At 37.9% G+C, this 25,369-nt stretch carries 19 protein-coding genes; 12 read left to right on the top strand and 7 right to left on the bottom strand.

What is annotated here, in order from left to right:
• The first annotated feature begins 137 nt into the window (after positions 1-137).
• Positions 138-611 (top strand): bacterioferritin, encoded by a 474-nt coding sequence (gene bfr, locus ACFI4Z_RS12785; protein WP_462670920.1) that lies wholly within the window; start codon positions 138-140, stop codon positions 609-611.
• Between the two features lie 10 nt (positions 612-621).
• Positions 622-1,086 (top strand): bacterioferritin, encoded by a 465-nt coding sequence (gene bfr / locus ACFI4Z_RS12790; protein ID WP_462670921.1) that lies wholly within the window; start codon positions 622-624, stop codon positions 1,084-1,086.
• Between the two features lie 63 nt (positions 1,087-1,149).
• Here bfr (ACFI4Z_RS12790) and ACFI4Z_RS12795 read toward each other — a convergent pair whose 3' ends face one another.
• The gene (locus ACFI4Z_RS12795; protein WP_058559189.1) at positions 1,150-1,344 is read right to left on the bottom strand and encodes a (2Fe-2S)-binding protein; all 195 of its coding nucleotides are present in this window, start codon (positions 1,342-1,344) and stop codon (positions 1,150-1,152) included.
• A gap of 548 nt (positions 1,345-1,892) precedes the next feature.
• Positions 1,893-3,335, bottom strand: coding sequence for an IS1182 family transposase (locus ACFI4Z_RS12800; protein WP_462670922.1), 1,443 nt, complete (start codon positions 3,333-3,335; stop codon positions 1,893-1,895).
• 502 nt (positions 3,336-3,837) lie between these two features.
• Between ACFI4Z_RS12800 and ACFI4Z_RS12805 the strand changes: the two genes are divergently transcribed.
• The gene (locus ACFI4Z_RS12805) at positions 3,838-5,016 is read left to right on the top strand and encodes a hypothetical protein (protein WP_462670923.1); all 1,179 of its coding nucleotides are present in this window, start codon (positions 3,838-3,840) and stop codon (positions 5,014-5,016) included.
• Between the two features lie 450 nt (positions 5,017-5,466).
• On the opposite strand, the gene ACFI4Z_RS12810 is transcribed toward ACFI4Z_RS12805, so the two are convergent.
• From ACFI4Z_RS12810 to ACFI4Z_RS12820, 3 genes are all read right to left on the bottom strand, one after another.
• Positions 5,467-5,988: a DUF6436 domain-containing protein gene (locus tag ACFI4Z_RS12810; protein ID WP_462670924.1), complete on the bottom strand. Its 522-nt coding sequence runs from the start codon at positions 5,986-5,988 to the stop codon at positions 5,467-5,469.
• The gene (locus ACFI4Z_RS12815; RefSeq protein ID WP_462670925.1) at positions 5,972-7,438 is read right to left on the bottom strand and encodes a methyl-accepting chemotaxis protein; all 1,467 of its coding nucleotides are present in this window, start codon (positions 7,436-7,438) and stop codon (positions 5,972-5,974) included. Before ACFI4Z_RS12815 ends, ACFI4Z_RS12810 begins: the two co-directional genes overlap by 17 nt.
• A 114-nt stretch (positions 7,439-7,552) precedes the next feature.
• Positions 7,553-8,107 (bottom strand): isochorismatase family protein, encoded by a 555-nt coding sequence (locus ACFI4Z_RS12820; protein WP_462670926.1) that lies wholly within the window; start codon positions 8,105-8,107, stop codon positions 7,553-7,555.
• A gap of 161 nt (positions 8,108-8,268) precedes the next feature.
• Here ACFI4Z_RS12820 and ACFI4Z_RS12825 point away from each other — a divergent pair, with 161 nt between their 5' ends.
• Complete coding sequence (locus tag ACFI4Z_RS12825) at positions 8,269-12,777, top strand: EAL domain-containing protein (RefSeq protein WP_462670927.1); 4,509 nt, start codon at positions 8,269-8,271, stop codon at positions 12,775-12,777.
• Here the strand turns inward: ACFI4Z_RS12825 and ACFI4Z_RS12830 are convergent.
• Positions 12,774-15,305 carry a response regulator gene (locus ACFI4Z_RS12830; RefSeq protein ID WP_462670928.1) on the bottom strand — a complete coding sequence of 844 codons (2,532 nt, stop codon included), beginning with the start codon at positions 15,303-15,305 and terminating at the stop codon, positions 12,774-12,776. The genes ACFI4Z_RS12825 and ACFI4Z_RS12830 overlap by 4 nt on opposite strands.
• Positions 15,306-15,639: 334 nt before the next feature.
• Entirely contained in the window at positions 15,640-16,527 is an 888-nt protein-coding gene (locus tag ACFI4Z_RS12835) for a cation diffusion facilitator family transporter (RefSeq protein ID WP_462670929.1), read from the bottom strand.
• 236 nt (positions 16,528-16,763) lie between these two features.
• Between ACFI4Z_RS12835 and ACFI4Z_RS12840 the strand changes: the two genes are divergently transcribed.
• The 8 genes from ACFI4Z_RS12840 to ACFI4Z_RS12875 all read left to right on the top strand — a co-directional run bounded on the left by ACFI4Z_RS12840 (position 16,764) and on the right by ACFI4Z_RS12875 (position 25,252).
• Positions 16,764-18,206, top strand: coding sequence for a sensor domain-containing diguanylate cyclase (locus ACFI4Z_RS12840; protein ID WP_462670930.1), 1,443 nt, complete (start codon positions 16,764-16,766; stop codon positions 18,204-18,206).
• Between the two features lie 139 nt (positions 18,207-18,345).
• Positions 18,346-19,299: an SPFH domain-containing protein gene (locus ACFI4Z_RS12845; protein WP_099297416.1), complete on the top strand. Its 954-nt coding sequence runs from the start codon at positions 18,346-18,348 to the stop codon at positions 19,297-19,299.
• 16 nt (positions 19,300-19,315) lie between these two features.
• Entirely contained in the window at positions 19,316-19,768 is a 453-nt protein-coding gene (locus ACFI4Z_RS12850; protein WP_462670931.1) for an NfeD family protein, read from the top strand.
• A gap of 254 nt (positions 19,769-20,022) precedes the next feature.
• Positions 20,023-20,697 (top strand): ABC transporter ATP-binding protein, encoded by a 675-nt coding sequence (locus tag ACFI4Z_RS12855; protein WP_462670932.1) that lies wholly within the window; start codon positions 20,023-20,025, stop codon positions 20,695-20,697.
• Positions 20,691-21,659: an HlyD family secretion protein gene (locus tag ACFI4Z_RS12860; protein WP_462670933.1), complete on the top strand. Its 969-nt coding sequence runs from the start codon at positions 20,691-20,693 to the stop codon at positions 21,657-21,659. Before ACFI4Z_RS12855 ends, ACFI4Z_RS12860 begins: the two co-directional genes overlap by 7 nt.
• Complete coding sequence (locus ACFI4Z_RS12865) at positions 21,652-22,824, top strand: efflux RND transporter periplasmic adaptor subunit (RefSeq protein WP_462670934.1); 1,173 nt, start codon at positions 21,652-21,654, stop codon at positions 22,822-22,824. The genes ACFI4Z_RS12860 and ACFI4Z_RS12865 overlap by 8 nt, the downstream gene beginning before the upstream one ends.
• A complete protein-coding gene (locus ACFI4Z_RS12870; RefSeq protein WP_462670935.1) occupies positions 22,821-24,020 on the top strand; it encodes an efflux RND transporter periplasmic adaptor subunit in 1,200 nt (399 codons plus the stop codon). Before ACFI4Z_RS12865 ends, ACFI4Z_RS12870 begins: the two co-directional genes overlap by 4 nt.
• Entirely contained in the window at positions 24,017-25,252 is a 1,236-nt protein-coding gene (locus tag ACFI4Z_RS12875) for an ABC transporter permease (RefSeq protein ID WP_462670936.1), read from the top strand. The genes ACFI4Z_RS12870 and ACFI4Z_RS12875 overlap by 4 nt, the downstream gene beginning before the upstream one ends.
• Positions 25,253-25,369: the final 117 nt, after the last annotated feature.

Here is a 25,369-nt window from a genome sequence, read left to right on the forward strand (position 1 = left end):
TTCATAATTAAACCAACAATGCAAACTTAAACGAGAATCACACTCAATAGTAACCAACTGATTTAAAAGGAAAATACTTGCAAAAAGTGATTTTTATACTACACTACCTACAATCAATCTTTTAGAAGGTCACAATTATGAAAGGTAATCAAAAAGTTATCGACAGCTTCAATAAGTTATTAGCCAATGAGCTTGCAGCCATTGACCAATATTTTATCCACTCTCGCATGTATGACGATTGGGGTTTAGATAAACTTTATGTTCGCCTAAATCATGAGATGGAAGAAGAAAAAGATCACGCCGATTGGCTTATCAAGCGCATCTTATTTTTAGAAGGTGTTCCAAATATGACAAAACGCCGTGACTTGATTATTGGTCATGACGTTAAAAGCATGATGCAAAACGACTTAACTCTTGAACTTGAAGTTGTTGAATGTGTTAAAGATGTTATTGCTGTTTGTGAACAAGAAAAAGACTATCAGTCTCGTGAAATCTTAGAGAAGCTGTTATTCGATACAGAAGAAGATCACGTTTATTGGTTAGAGCAACAACTTGGCTTAATTGATAAAATTGGTAGCCAAAACTATCACCAATCACAAATGGGCGAATAGGAGCAAACACATGAAAGGCGATAAAGACGTAATTGTTGCACTAAACAAAATCCTAGCAAATGAACTGGTAGGAATTAATCAATACTTTTTACATGCACGCATGTTTAAAGATTTTGGTTTTAGTGTACTTGATAAAGCTGATTACAAAGTGTCGATTCAAAAAATGAAAAATGCCGATCGTTTAATCGAGCGTATTTTATTTTTAGAAGGCTTGCCTAATTTACAAGATCTTGGCCGTTTACGCATTGGTGAAAACAGCGAAGAAATGATAAACGCTAATATGAGCTTTGAACTCGATTCACTCGATGATCTTAAAGATGCAATTAAACTTGCTGAAAGCAAACAAGATTATATCAGCCGCGAAGCACTTGATAACATTTTAAACGAGCAAGAAGAGCAAATCGATTGGCTGGAAACCCAACAACAGCTTATTAAAAGTACGGGTATTGAAAACTACTTACAATCGCAAATGTAAGCAGATTAAAAACAAAAAAAGCAGCTTAGGCTGCTTTTTTTTGCTTTGCAACTAATACTGTAGCTACGCAACTTGATCTGTAATATCAGCTATTTCAATAAGCTTACGATTAAGGATTTTTTTAGTACAGCAACAACATTTACCGCACTGACTCCCGACCTTAAGCTCTTTACTAAGCTCACGCATCGTCATCGCACCTTCGTCGATTGTTTGTTCAATTTTTTTATCTGTCACACCGTGACATAAACAGATATACATGAATACAAACCACTCTCAATTACATTTGAGCCTGTATATTAATCTAAACGCTAACTGTTCGCAATTAGTTTTTAAAATAAATTGAGAATTATTTTTATTTGTAGGCAGGGCCACTTAAAATGAGATTTTACTGCAGCTTGAGAATTGTTTGAGTTTTATGCAAATAATGCCACTCAAAATGAGATTTATAGATCTTATTAAAGCTTTCTGCTGTGCCATATAAATCGAGATTCATTTATCTTATTAAGCCTCTAAACTGTACCCTTCAAGTCGAGAATTATAAATCTCCTTAGGTTCTTAAATTAAGTAAGATTAGCTTTAGGTAAATAAGTCAGTGAGTTTATAAATTGATCACATAAAGGCTTTAAAAGCCTTTATGAATAAATATGGGGTTTATTGAAGTGTTTTTATTTCCGGTTTGTGCCCAGACTGTGTAAAAACTAATTTTTAATAAATTGTCTTGAGTATGTTCTTAGTTTGAAACCATCTAAGATGGTTGCGATCGATTTTTTCTCAGTATCACAATTTTCTCCGCGCGGGCGAAACTGCTATGGCAACGCTACTCTAATCGCTTTACTTAGACCATTAACTCCCATAATTGTTATCATTCTTCTGAAGTTGTAAGCCAGAACATGAAGACTTATTTCTGTCCCCACGCTTTTTAAACCTCGTGTTAGTAAGTGGGTAGCTCCCATCCAGAGTTTAATTGTGCCAAAGGGGTGCTCAACAGTTTGCTTTCGATGAAGCATCAATTCAGGTTCATTCTTTAGCTTTTGAAGCATTTCTTCTGTCAGAACCTCATGCACCCACCGCCTTATTCGCCTAGGGTCTTTTTTAGAGTTAGTGCACTGACTTCTTATTTTACAATCTCGACAAGCAATGTGATTGAAGTAAACATCAAGGTATTTACCTTGCTCAAATACTTGCATTCGATTTTGAAGTTCATTTCCAGCGGGGCATAAGTAAATGTCTTTATTTGCATCGTATTTGAAGAGTGAGCGGTTAAATATCCCTTTCTTTTCAGAGGACGATGTATCCGTCTTGGGCATGATTGGCTCTGCACCCAAATCGATAGTGTCTTTTATATCAGGCTGACTGAAGTAACCTTTATCTGCTAATACCCGTATATTTTTCTTGCGCAATGCTTCTTGTGCGAGTTTTGTCATTGATGCAAGCTGGCCTCTATCTGGCACGTTGGTCACGTCATGTGCCACTATGAGGTGGTGCTTGGTATCAACCGCACTTTGTACGTTATAACTCACAACTCTTGTAAAACCTTGAGTTTTCATTAAACGTGAATCAGGATCAGTAGTGGATATTTGCTTGTCAGGATGAGCTTCAACTTGTTCTTTAATCTCGTATAGTTTTTTTAACTGGCTGCGAAAGTCAGCTAGCCTCTCTTTTGTGGCTTTAATTTTTGTGACGTTAGCTTGCTCTTTATCGGCTTCATCAAGTAATTCAAGATAACGTTCAATGTTCTTTTCGACTCGGTCGATGTGAAATTTAACTTTGCTTGGCGTAAAATTATTGCCTTTGTTGTTGCTAGCTTTAAACTTACTACCATCGATGGCAACAACTGGTTTCTCAAACATATTCAGGCGACGACAGACTTCAACAAACGTTTTGCACACATTTTTTATACCGCCTCCGTTGTCTTTTCTAAAATCAGCAATCGTTTTAAAGTCGGGTGCCAACTTACCAAGTAGCCACATCAGTTCAATATTGCGTTGGCATTCGGTTTCTAATCGGCGAGATGATTGAATACGGTTGAGGTAACCATAAAGATAAAGCTTTAATAGTGTGGCTGGATGATACTTAGGGCGGCCTGTGGACTTTAAGATTAATCCTTTAAACCCCAATTCAGCTAGATTTAGCTCCTCAATGAAAACATCAATCACTCTGACCGTATTATCTTCACTGACGTAATCTTCCAGCGATTCTGGAAATAACGTTGATTGGTCACGACTTTCACCGCTTATAAACTTTGACATATTGCCTCAACCCTCGACTGAATCAATAGTCTTATTATATAAATATCAGTATATTAAGTGAACTAAATGTATAGATTAATCGATCATAAGCAGCAGATACTTAGACCAAAAGGTGATCAGAGTTTTCACACAGTCTGTGCCATAAGCGGACATTCAAGCGTAACTCGTTTCTGCCCCATTCCTTGTTAATGCATTTACTCAGTGGTAGATCGTGCCACTGGAAACGCAGTACCTTTCCTCATGGCTGGTGGTAGAGGCCCATTGCCAGAAAACCTCCAGAAATTGTGTGTGATAGCGATTGCTCGTACGCTAATAGATGTTCTTCTTTGACTCAATTAATCTAAATCTCTTAATATGCAATAATACGTCTATCATATTGATGCTAATTTACAGGTGCTAATCATTGGATACTTCATTCGCTAGCAGCATAACTGCCGATTTGTCTAACGCTTTCTTTTACTGTCCTAAGGATGGGGTTCCATGTATTCAGATAGGTAAATCCATGACTGGAGATATCATTTTCTGGCTTAAATATAGTGATGAAGATGTAAACAAATGTGCTAGCAGACTGATTAAAGAGTTAGGTAGTGAATTAGGTATCAGTAATATCCAGAGTGCAAAGGAGATACTTCTAAAATTCTGCTCGTATGCATTTAATACTATTGATGCGGATTTCTTATCGTTAACTAGCCAGGATGAGCCAGTAAGTACCATATTCTCACAACAGCATCGCAATAATCTAAGTACTTTGTTTGTAGACCACATCGACTCTCAAAAGGTTCTTAAACCATACGTCTACACTATTCGGTATGCTAATACAGACGGGATGCATAGGCTCACTAATAACTTATGTATTTATGGTTCAGGTCAAATAGAAAGCCTACTTGGCGATATGAGAGCCCGAACAGGAATAAACTTTCCTTTAGAAGCACTTGATGATAAAGATTTGCGCCGTAATCCTATCGGGAGGTATAAGCTACTGCCTGATAGTTCTGCTGTTTTGGTTTATGCACGCTCAATAAATGAAGCTGTCGAAGAGCTAGACAGGTTATTTGGCGCACTATGCGTGACTATCGATGCTCCTTTGAAAATCAATCAAGATACAGTTGATTGTAGAATAAATTCTTTTGATTCTACGAGCATTACCACTCGCCAAATAAGATCTAACCTACCTTCTGTTTATGAGATAAATCTGAGCGATGACGTTGTTGGCAATCTACGGAAGATTTTTTCTTCTCCCACTAAGAGAATGAAATCTGCATTATCTTTTATCGCTCATGGGTGGACCCATTATAAACGAGAGAGGTTCTTAAACCAATTTATTGCGTTAGATGCACTGTACGGTACAGAAAGAAATAACAAGGCTTCTATAGTTGGTGGGGTGAGCAGAGATGCTTGTGATATCGTAGGAATCGAATCAAAAATAAAAACTATTTACGAATTGAGGAGTAAGTTTGTACATGGGGAAATATCAATATTCTCAAACCATGGCAAATACCCTAAATTTGTTGATGAACACGGTATCGACCCGATTGAATCATTGTTTGAGATTGTAAGAGTATGTGCTCTCAACTATCAAGGGGTATACAAGGTAGAGCAACCTGATACGGTTAACCTTAGAGTACCCAAAGGGCTAGTTAGAGAGTTTGAGAAGAAGATAAGCGAATATTCCAGAACGTAGAATATTCACAAACTGAACTGTACCATCAACACTAGACGGTATGTCAAATTACTTTGCTATACCTGAGTTAATTAATTGGTTGCTAATTTAGCAAAGTCACTGACTCATTTCTGTCCATTTATGAGTTAGTGTAAATGACTTCAATTAGCTCAAAAAGCCCCTGAAAGGTTGCTTATATAGCTATTTAGGTTATCGCTATTAAAACAGAAGTATATTTCCGATAATGACCTTTGAAACCCTAGAAACGGAAGTTTGCCTCCAAAATATAGCAGTACAGGCTTACAAACCGTAAGTTTACTTCCGTTTTGTAATTTAAGAATACAAAGCCAGTGTCTAGTGAAAGCGGAGAAGTCCAGAGAGCTAAAACTTGTAATGGCTCCTAAAATAAAGTGTTTTCTGGTAATTTTTAATCAATAATTGAGCAGCTGTCCTCAAGCATAGGAACTCTTGTTAACTCCCTCGGCAATAACACCCCTGCGCTTGTGTAACTGTTAAGCGTGAATTAAACCCCGCTTGCAAATTATTCATTACAAGCTCAACAAAACCACTGGCAGATGAGCACGCAATGCCCTCTGAAAGCGGTCCCGCATAAGCAAGTGCTCCGACAGAGTCAATGAGCACAGCTCCCGGCACATTTGGCAGTAGCTCTTTGTTCATTTTAGCGGCATCTAATACCTTTACTTTAACATCGTAAGTATTTGCTAATGAGGTTAGCTGCTCTACATGGTCAGCTGAACGTTTAGAACAACCACATTCGGAATCAATAACAATAGTTAAAATAGCATCGCTTGGGTTTTGCCATTGAGTTTGTTTTTTAAAGTCATCAAGCCAACCATTTTTTAACAGTTTTTGTTGCGGATCAAAAGTACTGATTGATGAAAATTGAAAGTAGACAAGCCCTGCTACAACGCTGATGAACCATATAAGAATAATGGCGTAAAGCTTGATGTTTTTCTTACTTGAATTTTGCAATGCTTTGCTCTAAAACATCGATGCTTACATCAATCATTTGCACTTTAGCCGTTAGCTTAGCAACAATCGCTGAATCTTGCTCCTGACTCATACGTAACGCGTCTGCACTCGCTGATATCTGTTCTGTATTACCTACTTGCTCAGCGACAACTTTCGCCACAGAGGTCGTACTGCTAGCAACCGTTTCAATTTGCTGCGACATGCCTAAGATATTCTCTTTCATAGTGAAGCTGATATCTGTTAGCTCTTCTACCACATTCATACATTGGTTCATCGACTGAGTTGATGTTTGACTATTACTTACTAAATCTTTAAGTGTATTTGAAATTTTATCTGTAATTTTTTTGCTGCTATTTGCAAGAGAACGCACTTCATCCGCAACGACCGCGAAACCTCTCCCCTGTTCCCCGGCTCTAGCCGCTTCGATCGCTGCATTTAAAGCAAGTAAATTAGTTTGCTCTGCAATGCCAGATATCTCATTGAGGAGGTTAGATATTACATCCCCAGCTGCAACAAGTAATTTTATTTGTTCATCTGTATGATTTAAGTGACCACGTAATTCTTGGCTTTTGTCATCTGTTTTTTCAACATCACTTAACGTGTCTCCTGCGGCCAATGTAATTGCGTCAACCTGTTGTTTCAATACATTGCTTTCGTGCTCTACCGACGTAAAACCATGAGCAACGGAACTGCCTGAGTGCGCTATATCATTAGTTTGCTGGGCACGTTTATCGGCAGCAGCGGCAAGTTCATCATGGACCTCAACCAATTCTTTGGAATTACTCTTCAACGAAAAAGACTGCATCTTAACTTGTTCAATCACTGTATTTAAAGACTCCAAAAGCGAGTTAAACCCTTGAACTGTAGTATTTTTTGTTTCATCGGCGCGGGTTGAAAGTAGAACATGCTCAGGATCATTCATTATTTTATCAGTGGCTGCGGTAAGTGATAGTCCTGCACGGCGCTCTCTTTGCAAAGTGATAGCAATATAGCCAGCAACCAAAGCCTCAACAATAGCGTAGGCAGCATGAATGATAACCGTGCTAAACGCTAAACGGTCTGGATCAAAAACGTAAAAGCCTGAGTTTTGAGTCTGCAAGAAATAAAATGAAAGGTGATGAATGGCTACTAATACAATGGCAGTTATGAATACATGCCATTGCACAAACATAATTAAGACAGCCATTAAAATAAATATTTCAAAGTGCACCTCAATTAAGCCAAACGATTGTTGAATGTGCAAAAATGAAAACATAATAAGCGCAGCGCTTGCTACATGTGCCGTTAACTTGCGTTCAGGGTGTGTCCTTAGCAACCAAATAGGCAATATACACAGGGGAAGACCTATTAAAAAAGCAGGCATCAGAGTTGAAAAATAAATGCCTAGAGCGACTGACTCAACAAAAAGCAAAACAAATAAAACTGTAAAAAGACGGCTTCTATCAGTCATGTATACCCCTAAAAAATAGTAGTTTAAACGTTTATTACATTCTTTTAAATCATTTGATGATAAAAAATTCGAGGTACCTTACTGCGCACAGTAAAGTTACTTTAGTATTATAGGTTACTTTACGATATTAAGTATTTTTTTAAAGGTTGCAGAATTTGCCACTTCTGCCCATTGAAAAATAATACTTTCTGCACTTGTAATCACCGCACCAGCATTTTGCAATTGATTAAGCGCAATATCACGATGGATTTCTTTGCGTGAGCAAATACCGTCAGCAATCACAAACACATTGTAGTCATGAGCAAGTAAATCTAAACATGTCTGTAGTACACACACATGTGCTTCCATTCCAACAACAATAATCTGGGGTTTATTGTAATCTGCAAGAAGCTGTTTAAATCCATTTTCTTTAAAAGCACTAAAATGCGTTTTATCAAAATAAGTTGCCCCATTTAACACTGCTTTTAATGCCTCATCCGTGGTGCCTAACCCTTGTTTGTACTGCTCTGTTACAAGCTGTGGAATATCATACAGCTTAGCAGCGCTAGCAAGCTGTTCGGTCACATGTTTAATTTGCTCAAACTGAGCCATCACAGGACTTAACTTACTTTGAATATCAATTACTAACAGAAGGCTTTGTGAACAACTTACTGAGAATGTTTTTTTCATGTTAGTTCCTTATTATAAGCGTAATTTATTGGCGCATTTTTTTTACACTTGTTAAAAACACACTTATAATTCACTCATTAATACACTATTGCTATGCTATATTAGTCTGTAGTAACGAATTGAGCAGGGTCAACTTATACGTGCGCTTCAGTACTTTTTTTATGCTAATCTTAGCCATGATGTATGCTATTTGTTCCCAAAAGGCATATGCTAACAACTATGCCCAACAATTGCAGCGCTTGTCGCCTGATGAAGGCCTTTCACAAGGTTATGTCACTGATATTCTTCAAGATGATTTAGGCTACATTTGGGTTGGCACCCTCCAAGGCCTTAATCGTTTTGATGGCTACAAAGTCAATATCCTCCCTGTTTTTGATCAATACTCTATCGTTTTACTTAAGAAAACACGCGATAACAAGATTCTTGTATCTACAGAATTTTCTGGTGCCTTTATAATAGATCCAATCACATTGGCCGCAGAACAGATTTATTCAGGTAAATTAAATAAAGAAGATAAAGCGTTTTCACCTATCCTCGCGGTGGCTCAAGACGAAAATGCATTTTACTTTGCAATTAATCACCACGTTTATGTTTATAACACGACCACAAAGTCAATGTCCCGCGAGTTCTCGATTAACAAAGAAGACCATATTGTAAGAGCGCTCACTGTTAATAAAAATTACCTGTACATAGGCACAAGTAACGGCCTTTACTCTAAATCAATCATTGATGATTACACAACAAAAATCCCATTTCTGCCCGAAGCAAAACAAAATGATTACAACACAAACGTTAAATATCTATCCATCGATGAACAGCTTAGTTTGATAATCGGAACTGTTGAAGGGCTTTACTCCATCGACTTAATCCAAGGTACAAAGCTTGACTTAGCAAACGTTAAAACACTGGTGAACGACAATAACATTTGGGACTATACAACAACACAATACGGCGACTTCATAGCAACTGAAGCTGGCCTTTACCAATACCACAGCCAAAGCGGCCAAAAAGAGCTAATCCTTAAATTTGACCAAAGTAAGTTTCACTTTACAGATAACACAATACTTAAAGTATTAGTCGATAAATCTGGGGGTATGTGGTTAGCATCACGCTCTCAGGGGGTTTTTACGTGGCCAACACTCGCTCGACGCTTCAGTAATATTCAAATAACCCATAATGGGAAATTACACAACAACGTTATTTATAGCGTGTTTCAAGATGAACAGAATTCAATTTGGTTAGGTACAGAAAATGGGATATCTCATCTTGATAGTGATTATAAAAGCACTACTTTTTTAGATACCCTAGATGAGAAAGCATTCTATGGTGAGTTTAGTGTGTATGGCATTACAAACGCAGATCTAGGTGAACCTACTCGCTATTTATGGCTGCTGTTGTATGAAGGCCTAGCTCTTTTTGATAAACAAACTAAACAGCTTGTGCCTCTTCCCTCACAAGGACTAACAAAAGATGTTATTAATCAGCCGGGTGTGTTTGGTTTTCATCAAATAACAGCTGACACTTTCGCATTTTTCAATAGTGAAAATTATTACCTATATGATGGAAAAACAGGAAAAACTCGCATTATTAAAGGTCTACGAGACCTACTCGACCCTGAAACTTCTTATGCATTTTTAAAACCTCTTTCAAATAAGCCTGATGAGTTGCTTATTAGTGTTTCTGGTGCGCTATACCGCTATAATGAAACAACACAAAAACTGACCTTAATATATGAAGTTGAGAACTATAACCCCCTCACATATGTTGTCACCTACGACACTGTTATCGACTACAATAATACACTTTGGCTTGCTTCTTCGCATGAAGGGCTCATTGCATTAGATGCAACAACATATGAAGAAAAAACGCGCGTCAATTTTGCTCAGGGTATTAATACAAAGTCTATTTTTGCATTACAAATAGATCAGTTTGGCTTTCTATGGGCAAGTAGCCAGAATGGTTTATATCGCGTAAATCTAAACTCACTGCAAATAAACGCTTATTCCGTTAAAGATGGGTTAACAGTTAATGAGTTTAACCTTGATTCACATGCTTTACTTAATGATGGCCGCATTGCTTTTGGTACTACTCTTGGATTGTTGACATTAGCACCGCAGGATTTTTTAAGTGTTCCATATTCAGAAGAAAATTTAAAAACACAGATCACTGCAATTGAATTATTTTCTAGGGATCTTAATTATCACCCTGAACAATATAAAAACGACGTATTACAATTAAGTGCTGAAGATATGGGCTTGGAAGTTAGCTTCTCTAACTTTGATTTTTTAAATACAGACAAAACAAGCTACAAGGTAACTTTGCAAGGCCCTACTTCGTTTACTTATGATAAGTACAAAAAGAATAAAGTCTTTTTTACAAAGCTTGCACCAGGAAACTATCAACTCTCTATTGCTGCTTACCTTAACAATAGCAATGGTATGAGCAAACCCACAAAGCTTAATTTTAATGTTGCCTATGCACCATGGCGTTCGCCATTGGCATTATTTGTATATGGACTAATTTCTTTATCTATTGTTTTTATTATTGTTTGGCAATACAGAACAAAACGCAACACAATCGAAAACTCCCACAAGCGAGTTTTACTATCTCAACAACAAACAGACTTGGCACTAAACAGTAGTAATAGCGGGGTATGGGAGGTTAATTTAAGCACAAGTTCAGGCTCACTAAACCGTTTAACCCAAGAGCTTGGGTATCAGGAGACAAGTCATGAAGTAGGTTTTAAAGAATTTGGTCAACTAGTACATCCAGATGATAAAGCACACTTAATAAAAGCATGGAACGAATTCGTCTCTAATAATAGTAATAATCAATGGCAAGCCACATACAGGCTTAAACATGCAAAAGGGCATTGGCTTTGGTATCAGGATACAGGCCGTGTATCACAAAGAAACGAACAGGGAGAAATAACCAAGGTCTCTGGTATTTACACCAATATTACCCAACAAAAGGCCAACGCTCAACTCGCAGCCGTTTTGGGTGAGGCCTTTAGCCAAATAAATGATTGGCTACTCATTTTAGATAGTAATTATCAGCCTATTTCTGTAAATAACAGCTTTTCAGACGCATTTTCTATTAATTCTGATGCAGATAAACTCAATATAAAACGATTTTTATCCGCTTTGGGTAAACGTCAATATGTTGAATATATCAATGTACTAAAAACATTAAAAGCAAAAGAAAACTGGCATGGCGATGCATATATAAAAAGTAAAACAAACCCGTCACACCCTATCCATATCAGTATTACTGCTGTTGCAAAGGAAGCCAAAGCAATCAGTTATTATGTAATTGTTATTTCAGACTTAACTGAACAAAAGCAAGCAGAGAACGAGTTGCGCTATTTAGCGAATTACGACCCTTTAACAAAGCTACCTAACCGTACTTTGATGTACCAGAAAATCAATGAAGCCATTCAAGATGCCAATAAGAATGAAACTCTAGCAGCATTACTATTTATTGATTTAGATAAATTTAAGCCTGTAAATGACTCCTTTGGGCATGCAGTAGGAGATCAGCTTCTTTGTAATATAACCCAGCGTATTAATAATATGTTGAGTAAAAATTCTATCTTAGGCCGACAAAGCGGCGATGAATTTTTATTATTAGTACAAAACTTGAAATCACCCCAGTCACTGAGTGCTTTGGTTAAATCCGTTTCCGAAGAGTTAGGAAAAAGGGTCGAAATTAATGACTTTGCTATTAATATTTCAGCAAGTATAGGTGTTGCTCTCTACCCTTTTGATGCCGACTCTGCGGATATGTTAATTCGCCACTCTGATATTGCCATGATGCATGCTAAGCAAGCGGGTAGAAATGGCTTTAAGTTTTTCACAGAACAAATGAATGACAAAATCACCCAAAAACTCCTGTTAGAAAATGCTTTAAAAGATGCATTTAAAGATGATTTATTGTTTAATTATTATCAACCCATAGTTAATAATAAAACTAAAAAAATCAATGCCGTTGAGTTATTGATGCGCTGGAAACACGAGGGCAACTTTGTATCTCCCGCTAAGTTTATTCCTATCGCAGAGGAAGCAGGCTTAATTGATGTGTTGACTGAACAAGCGTTAGACAGAGCTTTAAGCGAGCTCTCTTCGTTACTGCGATCAAATCCGCGGTTTTATCTTTCGTTAAATTTATCACCCGTACATATATTAAAATCGAATCTAAGTGAGCGACTGCTTCTAATTTTAGCCCGTCATCATATTAAGCCATCTCAACTGCGGTTAGAGATCACAGAAAACACCTTGCTAGAAGACAAAGAAAAAGCGTCAAAACAATTACACTCACTAAGAAATGCAGGGTTTAAGTTATTACTTGATGATTTTGGTACTGGCTACTCTTCATTGACTTATTTAAGTCAATTTCCAATTGATGTTATTAAGATAGACCAAAGCTTTGTCAGAAATATCGGATCTGACGCTTCAAATGAATCAATTATTAAAACAATTTACTTACTTGCTGAGAACTTAGGGCTTTATTGTATTGCAGAAGGCGTTGAAACACTTGAACAGATAGAGTTTCTGAACAAACTGGGCTGTCACGACTTTCAAGGCTATTACTTTGCCAAACCGATGCCAGCAACTGAACTCTTAAAAGATTCATCGCTAAATCAAGTCATAAAGCAATTAGACTGTATTTAATTGTTCGCCCACTTAACTAAGCAGTTATACAATTGAGCTCTATCAACGGGTTTTGAGATGAAGTCGTTCATACCTACTTGTAAGCATTTTTTCTTATCTTCTTCAAAGGCATTAGCAGTGATAGCAATAATTGTGACTGGGCCGAACTGTTGCGCATTTTTGCGTATTTCTCTGGTACATTGATAACCGTCCATATTCGGCATCTGACAATCCATCAATATCAGGTCAAATTCGTTCTTGCGCATACACGAGAGCGCTAATTCACCGTCTCCAGCAGTTTGCAGAGAACATCCAGTGTCAGCCAGCATTTTAGATATTACAATTTGATTTATGGGGTTATCTTCTACTAACAAAATACGAAAATTTAATAAGTCAGGTATTGCCATCTGCTTTTCTACAATTTCAGCTGACTGCGCAAGCGTTATTGGTAATGATAAAGAAAAACAGCTCCCCTCGCCTTCCACACTGCTTACCTCAAGCGTACCACCCATCAAGGTTAAAATACGCTGACAAATGGCTAAACCAAGCCCTGTGCCGCCATAGTGCCGGGTAGTTGATATATCAGCCTGAGTAAACTCCTTAAACAAGGAAGCTTGTTGCGATTGTGAAATACCTATACCAGTATCTCGAACTGCGACTATTAAATTTCCGTCTTTATGTTCAACCTGTAATTTAATTTTACCTTTTGCTGTAAACTTACCTGCATTGCTTAATAGATTGTTAATGACTTGGCTTAAACGTAACCCATCAACCAGTATAACCTTGGGAACATTAGGCGCAATAAGCAACTCAAAAGTTACGCCTTCTTTAACGCCTGTATTACTAAATACTTGCCCTGCTTGATTAAATAATTGACGCACGTTCACACTTTGCTCATCAAGTTTCAGTGCACCTGCTTCTATCTTAGAAAAATCTAAAATATCATTTAAAATCATCAATAGGTTGTTCGCACTTTGTTGAATCATTTGTAACTGCTCACAGTTTTCACTTTCTAGCGTACTGTCAGTTAGTAAAATATCCGTCAAGCCAATTATACCATTTAGAGGAGTACGAATTTCATGACTCATATTAGCTAAAAACTGTGATTTTGCTTGGCTTGCCTTGTTGGCAAGGGCCACCGCTTTGATCAGCTCATTTGTTTTTTCGTTTACTTGCTCTTCCAATTTATAATTGAAGTCTTTCAGCTTTGAATTAAGCGCTTTATTCTCAATGTTAGCTTGTTCTAGTTCATTGAAACTATTACTAAGCTTAATCGCCAGTACGCCAAATTGCTGTTGAAGGTTATGTACTTCAAGCCATGATCGATTGTCATGAGACAAAGTGACTGAAGAGTCTTTGGGATCAAACTCATCAATCTGCGTACTTAAATCCTCTATTGGTCTTACTAGCCACCTAGACAAACGCGTCACAAATATACCTATGAGTACAATAATGACCACAGCTAAAACAAGGGATTGAAGCCATGCACCAGCTGCAACCAAATTAGCATGCTTTCTATTGAATAACGTGATGACATACCACTGCTGCTCTGGAGACTTAAATAATTGAGCATAATATTGCTCACCATCAATTGTCTGCTCCATAATAGCTCGCTCATTACCTTCAAGTTGCGCCAAATCAGAATTACTGAGCGCAGTTAATACTGGGTAATTTTTTGCCATTGTGCTAAATACAACTTGTAAACTTGCATCCAAAACAATTAGTTCGCTTTCAATATCAAAAAAGCTTGGCCTAAATTGCAGTAATGAACCAAATACAAGTGAGCCTTCAACGATACCTTGGAACTCACCATTTTTTACAATGGGTGCAGAAACCCCAACAATAGGAACATCGCCCAATCCACGACTCTCAAATATATTTGAAATATAACCGTTTGGTCTTTCTTTACCAATAATGTAGTAATCTCTATCTGCAATAGAAGGAGCGTCATCATTTAAACTTTCTTTGAGGCTTATGGGGTTGAATACTCGGGCAATGGCATTTGCATCACTAATAATGGATGAACGCAAATTTGGGTACTGAGCCATTAAATTCTCAAGTGCAATCTCTTCATCCATTCCATGTTCAATTGCTTTAGCTGTTAGCACCACACCACGTCTAAAATCATTTAAATATAGGTCTATTTTAGCCGCAATATCTTTTGATTTGTGGAGAAGTTGTGACTTTACCTCGTATTCAATACGTGTGTAATGATTATTAGTTAGTAATATGGTGGTCAATAGCACAACGAGTACCACCAACAAACTGACGATATAATTTAAGATTTGATACAGAGACAAACCACTGCGTTGCCAAGTTTGTCTGATAAAAAAGAAGCTTATTAAATCGATAACAATTAGTGTAATTGCTGCATTTAAAAAGTATTTAACAAGTGCAGTAAAAACCCCTAGTGAATGTATATCTACAACAAAAAAGCCTATTAAGCCAAGCGCAGGCAAGCCAATTAATAACCAATATACAATTCCAATTAAAAATAATGGCTTAGCGCGGCAGTAGCAGAAATAATAAAGCCAAAAAACTTCACCCATGAAAACGATTGAAGGCCAGCAATGTCCCCAGCGATAAAATATGAAAGCCGCACTAACACAACAAGCAAACAAGGCATAGCGCAAACCAAAGAACAAAAGGGAGAGTAAAACAAAAAGCTGGCCGAACAAAAACTCTGAACTGTCTAAAAACCAAAATGGCAACAGATTTGCAAAACCAGCTAGCACCGCCAGTATAATGGAGCAAAAAAGTACAAAATAACGATGCTGAAATATAACCAAGAACATGTCCTAATTATTAATAACTACCACTAAAAGTAAGGGAAAAAACCTTCTTTGCCAAGTTAAAGTTATTAAAAACTGTCCAATTTCAGAGTTAATGAAGGCATCCATTACTTTCAATCTGTAAAACGCTTTCTGCGATATTAAACCGCTTAGCCAACAGCTGCTCTACTTTCAATCGACAAGCTTCATCATGTTTTTCTTTAGTGCAATGTTGTTTCAATACGACATGGGCACCTACAACTAGCTTTTCTTCGCGACGTGTTACTGTCACATTATGCACGTTTTCTACATGTTCAACTTGGCTAATTGATGATTCAATATCATTGACGTCTGGTAATTTGGCGTTACTTTGCGCTAGCCCTTTAACACAAGAGATTATGACTTTAATTCCAGTGAAAAATACAAACAACGCAATAAGCATACTTGATAATATATCTATAATTGTCCAACCAGTGAGATAAATCAGCACACCTGCAATAAAAGTCGACACAGTTGAAATAAGATCAAAGAATGAATGAAGAAAAACAGCATATACATTAATACTTGCTTTACGTCCTTTATATAATACCCATGCAGCAGCACCATGAAATAAAAATCCAATCGCAGCGATTACAGACATTAAATAACTATTAACGGCAACACCTTCTCCCTCATGATGATGAAGTAATCGCTCACCTCCCTCAAACAAAATAACCAAGCTGATCGCTAAATAAAGACAACCATTGATTAAGCCGCCCGTTAACTCAGCTTTTTGATAACCATCGTTATATGTTTTGGCCAAATGGATTGCTAAGCTAGATGCTAATAAAGCAATAAAAAGTGAACTATTATGTACAAATAGATGCCCTGCATCTGCAAGCACGGCAAGAGAGTTTGCATAATAAGCACCAACGACTTGGATGATCATAAAAGAGCAAGTGATTGCAAGTGCAATTAAAAGGCGTCGCCGAGAAGCTTTATGCGTCGTAATATCGGTCATGAAGGTGTGGTTTACCTGTATAAAATAGAAGGAAATAGCATCATTTATGAAAGAATCAAACAGTAATGATATACAATATCAATTATAATACTTCCCGTGCCCAAACGCACTAAAAAAGTCCCTCGCATAATACAGTGGGTAATAAATTAATCAATTTCGACTAAAAAGTACCATTTTTCAGTAATTGATTGTAAACTAACAATGTTAATAGGAAGTTATAAGGTAGTTTTACCATCGTGTCGTCAGCAAAAAAGCAACAGGACCCCAAAGTTATATGGCGTACTTTGCAAGCTCTGCCCTACGCTATCATCATGCGCGACTCCTCGTCATCGGTGCACTCTAACGCACTGGCAATGAATATGTTTAACCTTCCTGAACAAATCGAAATTACTTCTGAAAAATTAAAGCACATTACTATTACATCAACTTTATCACGCAACACAACTACACTGGCTACCTTTCTGTCTGCTAAACACGCACATGCGGATGATGATTTTTTAATAAGTCCTATGCAAAACAAAGTCTGTATTAAGCTCACAAAAATAGATAACTGTACAAGCATTTATATCTTCGACCTATTGAACGATGCCTCAAAGTCCGATAACTTTGACGAAGTCATCGCTAAAATATCAAGCCAACTCATTGATATACAATCAGACAATATTGATAAAAAAATAGAAGATGCGCTACAAACAATTGGTACATTTTGCCAGGCCGATCGAAGTTATTTGTTTCAATTTAGCCAAAATGGGATGCTGATGAGTAATACTCATGAGTGGGTCAATCACACCATAATTCCCTTTAAACAACGCTTACAAAATATTCCTCAAGAGGCGCTTCCGTACTTTTTTAATAAGCTTAAAAGCGAGGGCGTTTTTATTGTCTCTGATGTAAATAAGCTGCCTCATGCAGCTGCTGCAGAAAAAGCAGAATTTCAAGCTGAAGGTATCAAGTCTTTATTATGCATAGCATTACACTCTGAAAACGCTTTATTTGGATTTATAGGGTGTGACTGTGTAAGCGATGCACACGATTGGACAGAAACAGATTTAATTAGAATAAAATTAGTTGGCGAAATACTCACTAGCGCATTGAAAAATGCATCCTACAAACTGCATATTGAACAAATGCAACAACAGTTACTTAAAGTAAATAAAGAGCTTGAAACACAAGCTAATATTGATAGCTTGACTTCAATAGCAAACCGGCGCAGGTTTGATCAAACCCTAAAAACTGAAATCCTTCGAGCTGCACGCGCTAACCAACCTCTCAGTTTAATCATTTGTGATATTGACTACTTTAAACCCTACAATGATAATTACGGCCACCAACAAGGTGATCAGGTTCTTAAAAAGGTAGCAAAAGCACTGCATACGCTATGTAAGCGCGAAGGAGATTTAGCAGCCCGTTACGGAGGCGAAGAATTTGCAATTATTTTGCCTTGTTTAGCTCAAGAGCAATGCAGTCAATTTGCACAGTTACTGCAAAAATGTATTAGCGAGTTGCAAATAGCCCACCTTTTTTCGACCATATCTAAAAACCTGACTCTAAGTATCGGTTGTTATACCTGTATTCCTGATAAAACAACCACTGAGGACTCGATGATCCTCGCTGCAGACAGCGCTTTGTACATCGCTAAAAACTCTGGACGTAACACCATCAGCATATTTGATAAATAACTTGTAAGGCCTTTTATATGCCAGGTTGCTTAAACAACTTTTACTAGTCGAATTAATACACTAGTGGTAATCTGGCATTAGTTGCAGCTGTACACATTTTAAAAACAAGCCTCGTTGCTTGATTCTAAGGAGAACATTTATGGACCCTATTACGCAAATTCTCAACATGGTTTTCACTGTTGAAGCATTTTTACTTATCTTTGTTTTAGTATTGCTTAAAAGTAGCGTTAAATTTGTTCCACAAAATCGCGCATGGTTAATAGAGCGCTTTGGTAAATACCAATCAACCAAAGAAGCGGGATTGAACTTCATTGTACCATTTGTAGATCGCATTGCCGCCGATAGAAGCCTTAAAGAACAGGCACAAGACGTTCCTTCTCAATCAGCTATAACCAAAGATAACATCTCACTTATTGTAGATGGTGTATTGTACTTTCGCGTGCTTGACCCATACAAAGCAACCTATGGTGTAGACGACTATGTGTTTGCAGTTACACAGTTATCACAAACCACCATGCGTTCTGAGCTTGGTAAAATGGAGCTTGATAAAACCTTTGAAGAACGTGATTTGCTTAACACCAATATTGTAACAGCGATTAACCAAGCTGCTGAGCCTTGGGGTATTCAAGTTTTACGTTATGAAATAAAAGACATCGTGCCACCGCAGTCAGTTATGGAAGCGATGGAAGCACAAATGAAAGCCGAGCGTGTTAAGCGTGCACAAATTTTAGAATCCGAAGGTGACCGCCAAGCAAATATCAATGTAGCTGAAGGTAAAAAGCAAGCGCAGGTATTAGCTGCTGAAGCTGACAAAGCTGAACAAATACTGCAAGCAGAAGGTGAAGCAAAAGCGATTATTGCAGTTGCTGAAGCACAAGCTGACGCACTGCGTAAAGTAGGTGAAGCTGCAGACACTGAAGAGGGCCAAAAAGCGATACAACTCGATTTAGCAACAAAGGCGATTGCCGCAAAAGAAGCCATTGCGCGTGAATCATCCGTTGTTTTGTTACCTGATAATGGCACCGATGCAAGCTCATTAGTCGCGCAAGGCATGTCGATTATCAACTCATTAAACCAAAAGCAAAAAAGTTAACACTGTGGAGTAACTGATGGAGTATATTGTTAATAATTTACCCGAAGCCTTAATGATTTTGGGTGTGATAGCTCTAATTATCGAAGTGGCAGTGCTTGGGCTATCGACATTTATACTGCTTTTTTTAGGCATCTCATTATTTTCAACCGGTTTAATGATGAATGTAGGCTTGCTTGAAGCATCACTGACAACAGCTCTTTGGAGTAATACACTGATCACCTCAGCGTGTGCTGTATTATTGTGGAAACCTCTCAAGCGCATGCAAAACAACGTAGACAGCAAAGATATAAACAGTGACTTTGCTGAGCTAAATTTTATAATTAAAAATGATGTTGATGATTTAGGTTTAACTACACATGCGTACTCTGGCATTAATTGGAAATTAAAAAGCTACCAACCATTACCAGCTGGAACCCATGTAAAAGTAATAAAAAAAGAAGTAGGCGTACTTTGGGTTGAAGCAATCTAACTTTGGTTTTTCAAGCTCAATAATACAAGTAGCGTGGTTTAAAATACACGCTACTTAAGCAGACATTTATGATCCCTTATTAACACACTTCAACGCTAATATTATACTCAAAAAAGCAACAAACAAAATATTAACAATTGATTTTATTGAAAAAATAAATACTTTATAATTCCACTTACCATGCAATTTTAGCTTGTTTATTGTCATATTTATCGATAGTTTATAAATCCAAAGCTATAATAAAAAGTAACAATATGATCAGGGTTGAAAACCTTTGCCGAACTTACGGTGCCGGTGAAACAAAAGTGATGGCATTAAAAAATGTCTCGTTACACATCAAGGAGGGTGAGTTTGTTGCTGTTATGGGCGCGTCTGGCTCAGGTAAATCCACCCTAATGAATATATTAGGCTGCTTAGATACTCCTTCATCTGGTAACTACCTACTTTCTGGAGAAAGTATAAAAGAAATTGATGATATAAGTCTTTCATCAATTCGTAACAAAAAAATTGGGTTTATTTTTCAAACCTTTCATTTGCTAACCCGTTTAAGTGCACAAGACAACGTTGCTCTTCCACTTCGTTATACTGACATACCCAAACATCAAGCCAACGAGAGAGCCATGGCCATGTTGGACAAAGTGGGTCTTAAGGCACGAGCACATCATAAGCCTTTTGAAATGTCCGGTGGTCAGCGCCAGCGCGTTGCCATCGCAAGAGCTCTTGTAAACGAGCCTAACGTCATATTTGCCGATGAACCCACGGGAAACCTCGATAGCAAAACATCACATGAAATTATGGAATTACTCTGTACGCTTCATCAACAAGGCCATACCTTAGTCATGGTTACGCACGAAGAAGATATTGCAGCTTACGCAAAGCGTATTATCAGGATGAAAGACGGCGTCGTTATTGAGGACAGCGGATGTTAATTAATCAATACATTAAAACCAGTTTAGTATTGTGGCTGTGCTGCGTTACATATTCAACACTAGCACAACCTCTGCTATTGAGTGGTGAGTTAAAGGCAAGTGAACAACAAACTTTTTATGCTCCTAAATCTGATAATTGGCGAGTACAAGTTCAGTGGATGATGGAAGAAGGAGACATTGCTCAACAAGGTGAAATTGTCGTTGTATTTGACAGTGGCACTATCGCGACCAACATTGAACAAGATGAAGTAAGCCTGGAAGCAGCAAAAGAAGAGTTAGTCCGAATTACCACCAGCAATGAAGAAAAGCAAATTGAAGCTGAGTTTAACTATAAACGCACTGAACTATTAGTTCAACGAGCGCGCATTGATGCTGCCATTCCGCAAGATAACCTGAGCACATATGATTATCAAAAAAATCAACTTGAATTAGAAAAAGCATTAATTAATCGACAAAAATCTTCTGAAGAACTTATTCAAGTCAAAACTGAAAACATCGTCGCACATAACAAACAACAGCTTATAATTGAGCAGCTAAAAACCGACTTGCAGTACAATAAAACTCAACTAGAAAGTATGACTATTTCAGCACTGCGCACTGGGCCTGTGCTCTATGCTAATCACCCATGGAACGGTGAAAAAGCGTTTGTAGGAATGACTGCGCAACCGGGTTGGCAAATTGCTGAAATTCCTGCCATGAGCGAGCTGTATATTGAAGCTTGGATCCACGAAATTGATTATAAAGACCTTAAAGTCGGGCAACAGGCTGATCTTCTCTTTGATGCTTATTTGAAATACCCATTACAAGCCACACTTACTGAAATATCCACCCAACCAGAAGAACGCTTACAATGGGGTAAAGATGCCTATTTTAGAGCGCGTTTTGACTTTACCGCACCTGGTTTAAATCTGTTACCTGGCATGAGTGCAAAATTAACAATGGGAGCTACTGGGCATGAATAAACAGGCCAATTATTTTAAACCGTTACTCATTGTGACCGCGCTATTTCTATCAGCCTGTAGTGAACCCGACAACCAGCACTTTAATGTAAAAAGCAGCGATGTTGTGCTCACTGTAAAAGCTAATGGAGAATTAGAGTCATCTTCAAGTGCAATAATTGCCCCACCCTCTGTGGCTCGTATGTGGCAATATCAAATAAAAACCATGCAACCAGAAAATAGCCATGTAAAAAAAGGCCAAGTAGTTATCTCATTCGATGATAAACCTGTTAGGGATAGGCTAATCGACAAGCAGGGCAAACTGGAACGAGCAAAAAAACAACTCGAAAATGCGCAAAACAAAGAGTTAATAAAAGAACAAGAGCTGGCTCTTAAAGTTGCTGAAATGAAAATGAATTACGATAGAGCTAAGCGCAGAGCCCAGATAGTTGATAACTCTCGCTCAGAAGTTGAGCGTAAAAAATCACAGATTGATTTTACTATTGCCGCCAATGATCTCACTCTTGCTAAAAGTAAACAAGCGTATCAACTTCAAAGCAAAAAGCTCAATTTAAAAACTGCAGAAAGTAAGGTTGCGCGCCTTCAAAGCGAAGTTAACGGTTTCTTAAAAGATATTGAACGGCTTAAAGTCAAGGCGCCTATTGATGGTTTAGTCACTTATAAAACTAATTATGAGGGCGAAAAGTCATCAATTGGAGAAAGCGTCCAGTTTGGTCAACCTGTTATTGAACTTGCAGTACTACAAGACATGCAAATTAAAGCGCAAATAGATGAACCTGACAGCGGTAAAATAGCGCCTGGCCAAATTGTAAAAATAACGATTGATGGCAGCTCTGAAATCGTTGTCTCAGGTAAAGTTAAACATTTAGGGCGTGTTTTCACTGAGAAATCGCCTCAAGATAAGCGCCGTATTATTGATGCCATAGTGAGCATTGACGATCTTGATACCGGCATTATTCGTCCAGGATTGACTGCACGACTCGAAATAACAACCGAGGAACTTTCGCAGGTACTTAGTATTCCATTAGCGAGTATTCGATACGACCAAACAGGCCCTTATGTAACAACTACTGAAAACGATAAACAGTTTATTACGATAAGTCACTTTTCAGATAATATTGCTGTCGTTACAAGCGGTTTAAAAGTCGGTGATGAGGTGAAATTATGAAAATATATTTTACACTGGTTGTTTTTTCATCAGTATTGTTAATTGCTGGATGTTCAAAAGAAAATATCGCACCAAGCGCATTGACTTACACGGTTGAGCGACAAGAGTTTTTAACTGAAGTACAAGCTAAGGGTCACCTGATTGCTGCAAATGAGACCATTATTAGTACGCCAGCGTCATCAAAAGGACCACAAACAATAGCTTGGCTCATGCCTGAATACAGCCAAGTTAAAAAAGGGGATGTTATTGCCCGTTTTGACGGCGAATTAATGCGTCGCCAAAGCCAAAAGAACAACAATAAAGCGGCTCAAACAGCACAAGATTTAACGCAAAAATCAGGGGCTATTGGTAAAGATAGAGCCATCCTAAATCACGATATTGTAATGGTAAATCAAGAAAAGCAATTTGCTGAAGATTATTCTATAGAAGATGAGCGCATTCGTTCAAAACTAGATATCTTAGAAACCCAACAAAACGTTGAATTTTTAAATGCTAAACACGATTATTTCAAATGGCAAACTAAGCGGTTTGAACAAAGTGCTGCGGGGGAGATCATGCTATTAAAAATGCAGGAAGATCAATACACGCAAAAATTAGCTATGCTTAATACTAACCTGTCTCAACTTGAAATCATTGCCCCCCATGATGGACTGTTAACCCACAATACTAATTGGCGTGGTGAAAAGCCTCGTGCTGGCGAGACTTTATGGCCGGGTCAAAAAATTGCAGCCCTACCTGATATCAGCCAGATGCAATTAAAGCTGTATGTTCCTGAGCGAGAAGCAATCGATTTAGCGCCAGGCCAATCACTGCAATTTCAACTGATTGCTTTGCCTGAAAAGCAATTTAACGGCGAGGTCATTAACGTCTCCCCTTTTCCTAAGTCAATAAAGCGCGGCGACCCACAAAAGTATTATGAACTAAAGGCTAGCATTACAAAGCAGGCGCCTATTTTGCGCCCAGGCTTAAAGCTTGATGCCCGTATTCTCGTTACTCCACGCAGTGAACGTTTGGTTGTACCTAAGCAAAGTGTATTTACTGAACAAAATGCACACTATGTCTACCTTGAACAATCTGGAGAGTTTGTAAAAACAACGGTTAAGTTGGGTAAACATAACTTAAGTCATGTTGAAATAGTAGATGGTTTAACAAGCAAAGATGTTATTTCACTGATAGATATAAAGGACATCCAATGAAGTATCTCAGTTTATTTATCGACACAACCATGGAGCTTACACAGCATAAATTACGCACGCTGTTAACCTTGTTAGGCATGATCTTTGGTGTGGGCGCCGTTATAGCCATGCTGAATATTGGTGAAGGCGCTGAACGAGAAGCAATGAAAATGATTGACTCCATGGGCTTATATAACTTAATTGTAAATACCAAGGAATTTAATGAAGAAGAGTTAAAGGAGCAACGTAAGCATTCGGCTGGTTTGAGCTTACGAGACGCACAAGTTGCCCATGAATCACTCCCATTTATAACCGATTTTGCATCACAAAAGAATGTTAAAACTTACCATATATTTAGTCAGTACACAGACAGCGATAGCCAAGCTATCGGAGTCAGTGCAAATTATTTTGCGTTGTCTCATTTTGAGTTATTTCAAGGCCGTTCGCTAAATCAAGCCGACAATAAGCACTTCGCACAAGTTGCATTACTTGGCGCAAACACGGCTAAACAGCTTTTTCCACTAGGCGATGCACTTGGTCAACAAATAAAGATTAATCACTTGTGGTTTGAAGTTGTAGGGATTTTACAGGCGCCTTATTTGAAAAAGAAAGAATTCCAAGGTATTAAGTTAGGTAGTGAACAAAACCAAGTATTTATTCCATTAAGCACCGCATTACACCGCTTTGAAAATGGCTTACTTGAAAGCGAATTAAGCAGTTTGAAATTTGCAATTGATAAGTCTGTAGATCCAATAGTCGCGGCTGAAGCACTTAATCACTTACTCAAAAATCGGCACAGTGATATTGATGATTATGAATTAGTGATACCCGCAGCATTACTTGCACAACAAAAACAAACTCAACAAATTTTTAATATTGTGATGTCGTGTGTAGCTGGCATCTCTTTATTAGTTGGCGGTATTGGGATCATGAACATTATGTTAGCAACCGTTCTAGAGCGCACCAAAGAAATTGGCCTGCTTCGTGCTGTTGGTGCCACGCAAAAAGATATTCGAATACAATTTATTGCCGAGAGCTTTACCATTTCCATCTTCGGGGGCTTACTCGGCGTTGTATTTGGGATTGCTTTATCTGAGATTATTTCTATCTATTCGCAATGGGCTGTATCGTGGTCTATAACTGCCATTTTATTATCATTTAGTATTTGCGCGCTAGTAGGCTTAACTTTCGGTGTTTATCCTGCAATTAAGGCTTCACGGCTTGACCCCATTGAGGCATTACAAAGTGATTGATAGTTACTTTAAATAAATACCTAAATAACCTGAACGCTAAAGACGAATAAACACATTTGTTATTTAATATCAGCGCATAATAGTACATTTCTCAACCAGATTTTAGGTTGTATACGC

This window comes from Pseudoalteromonas sp. RWi3, from assembly GCF_054960735.1.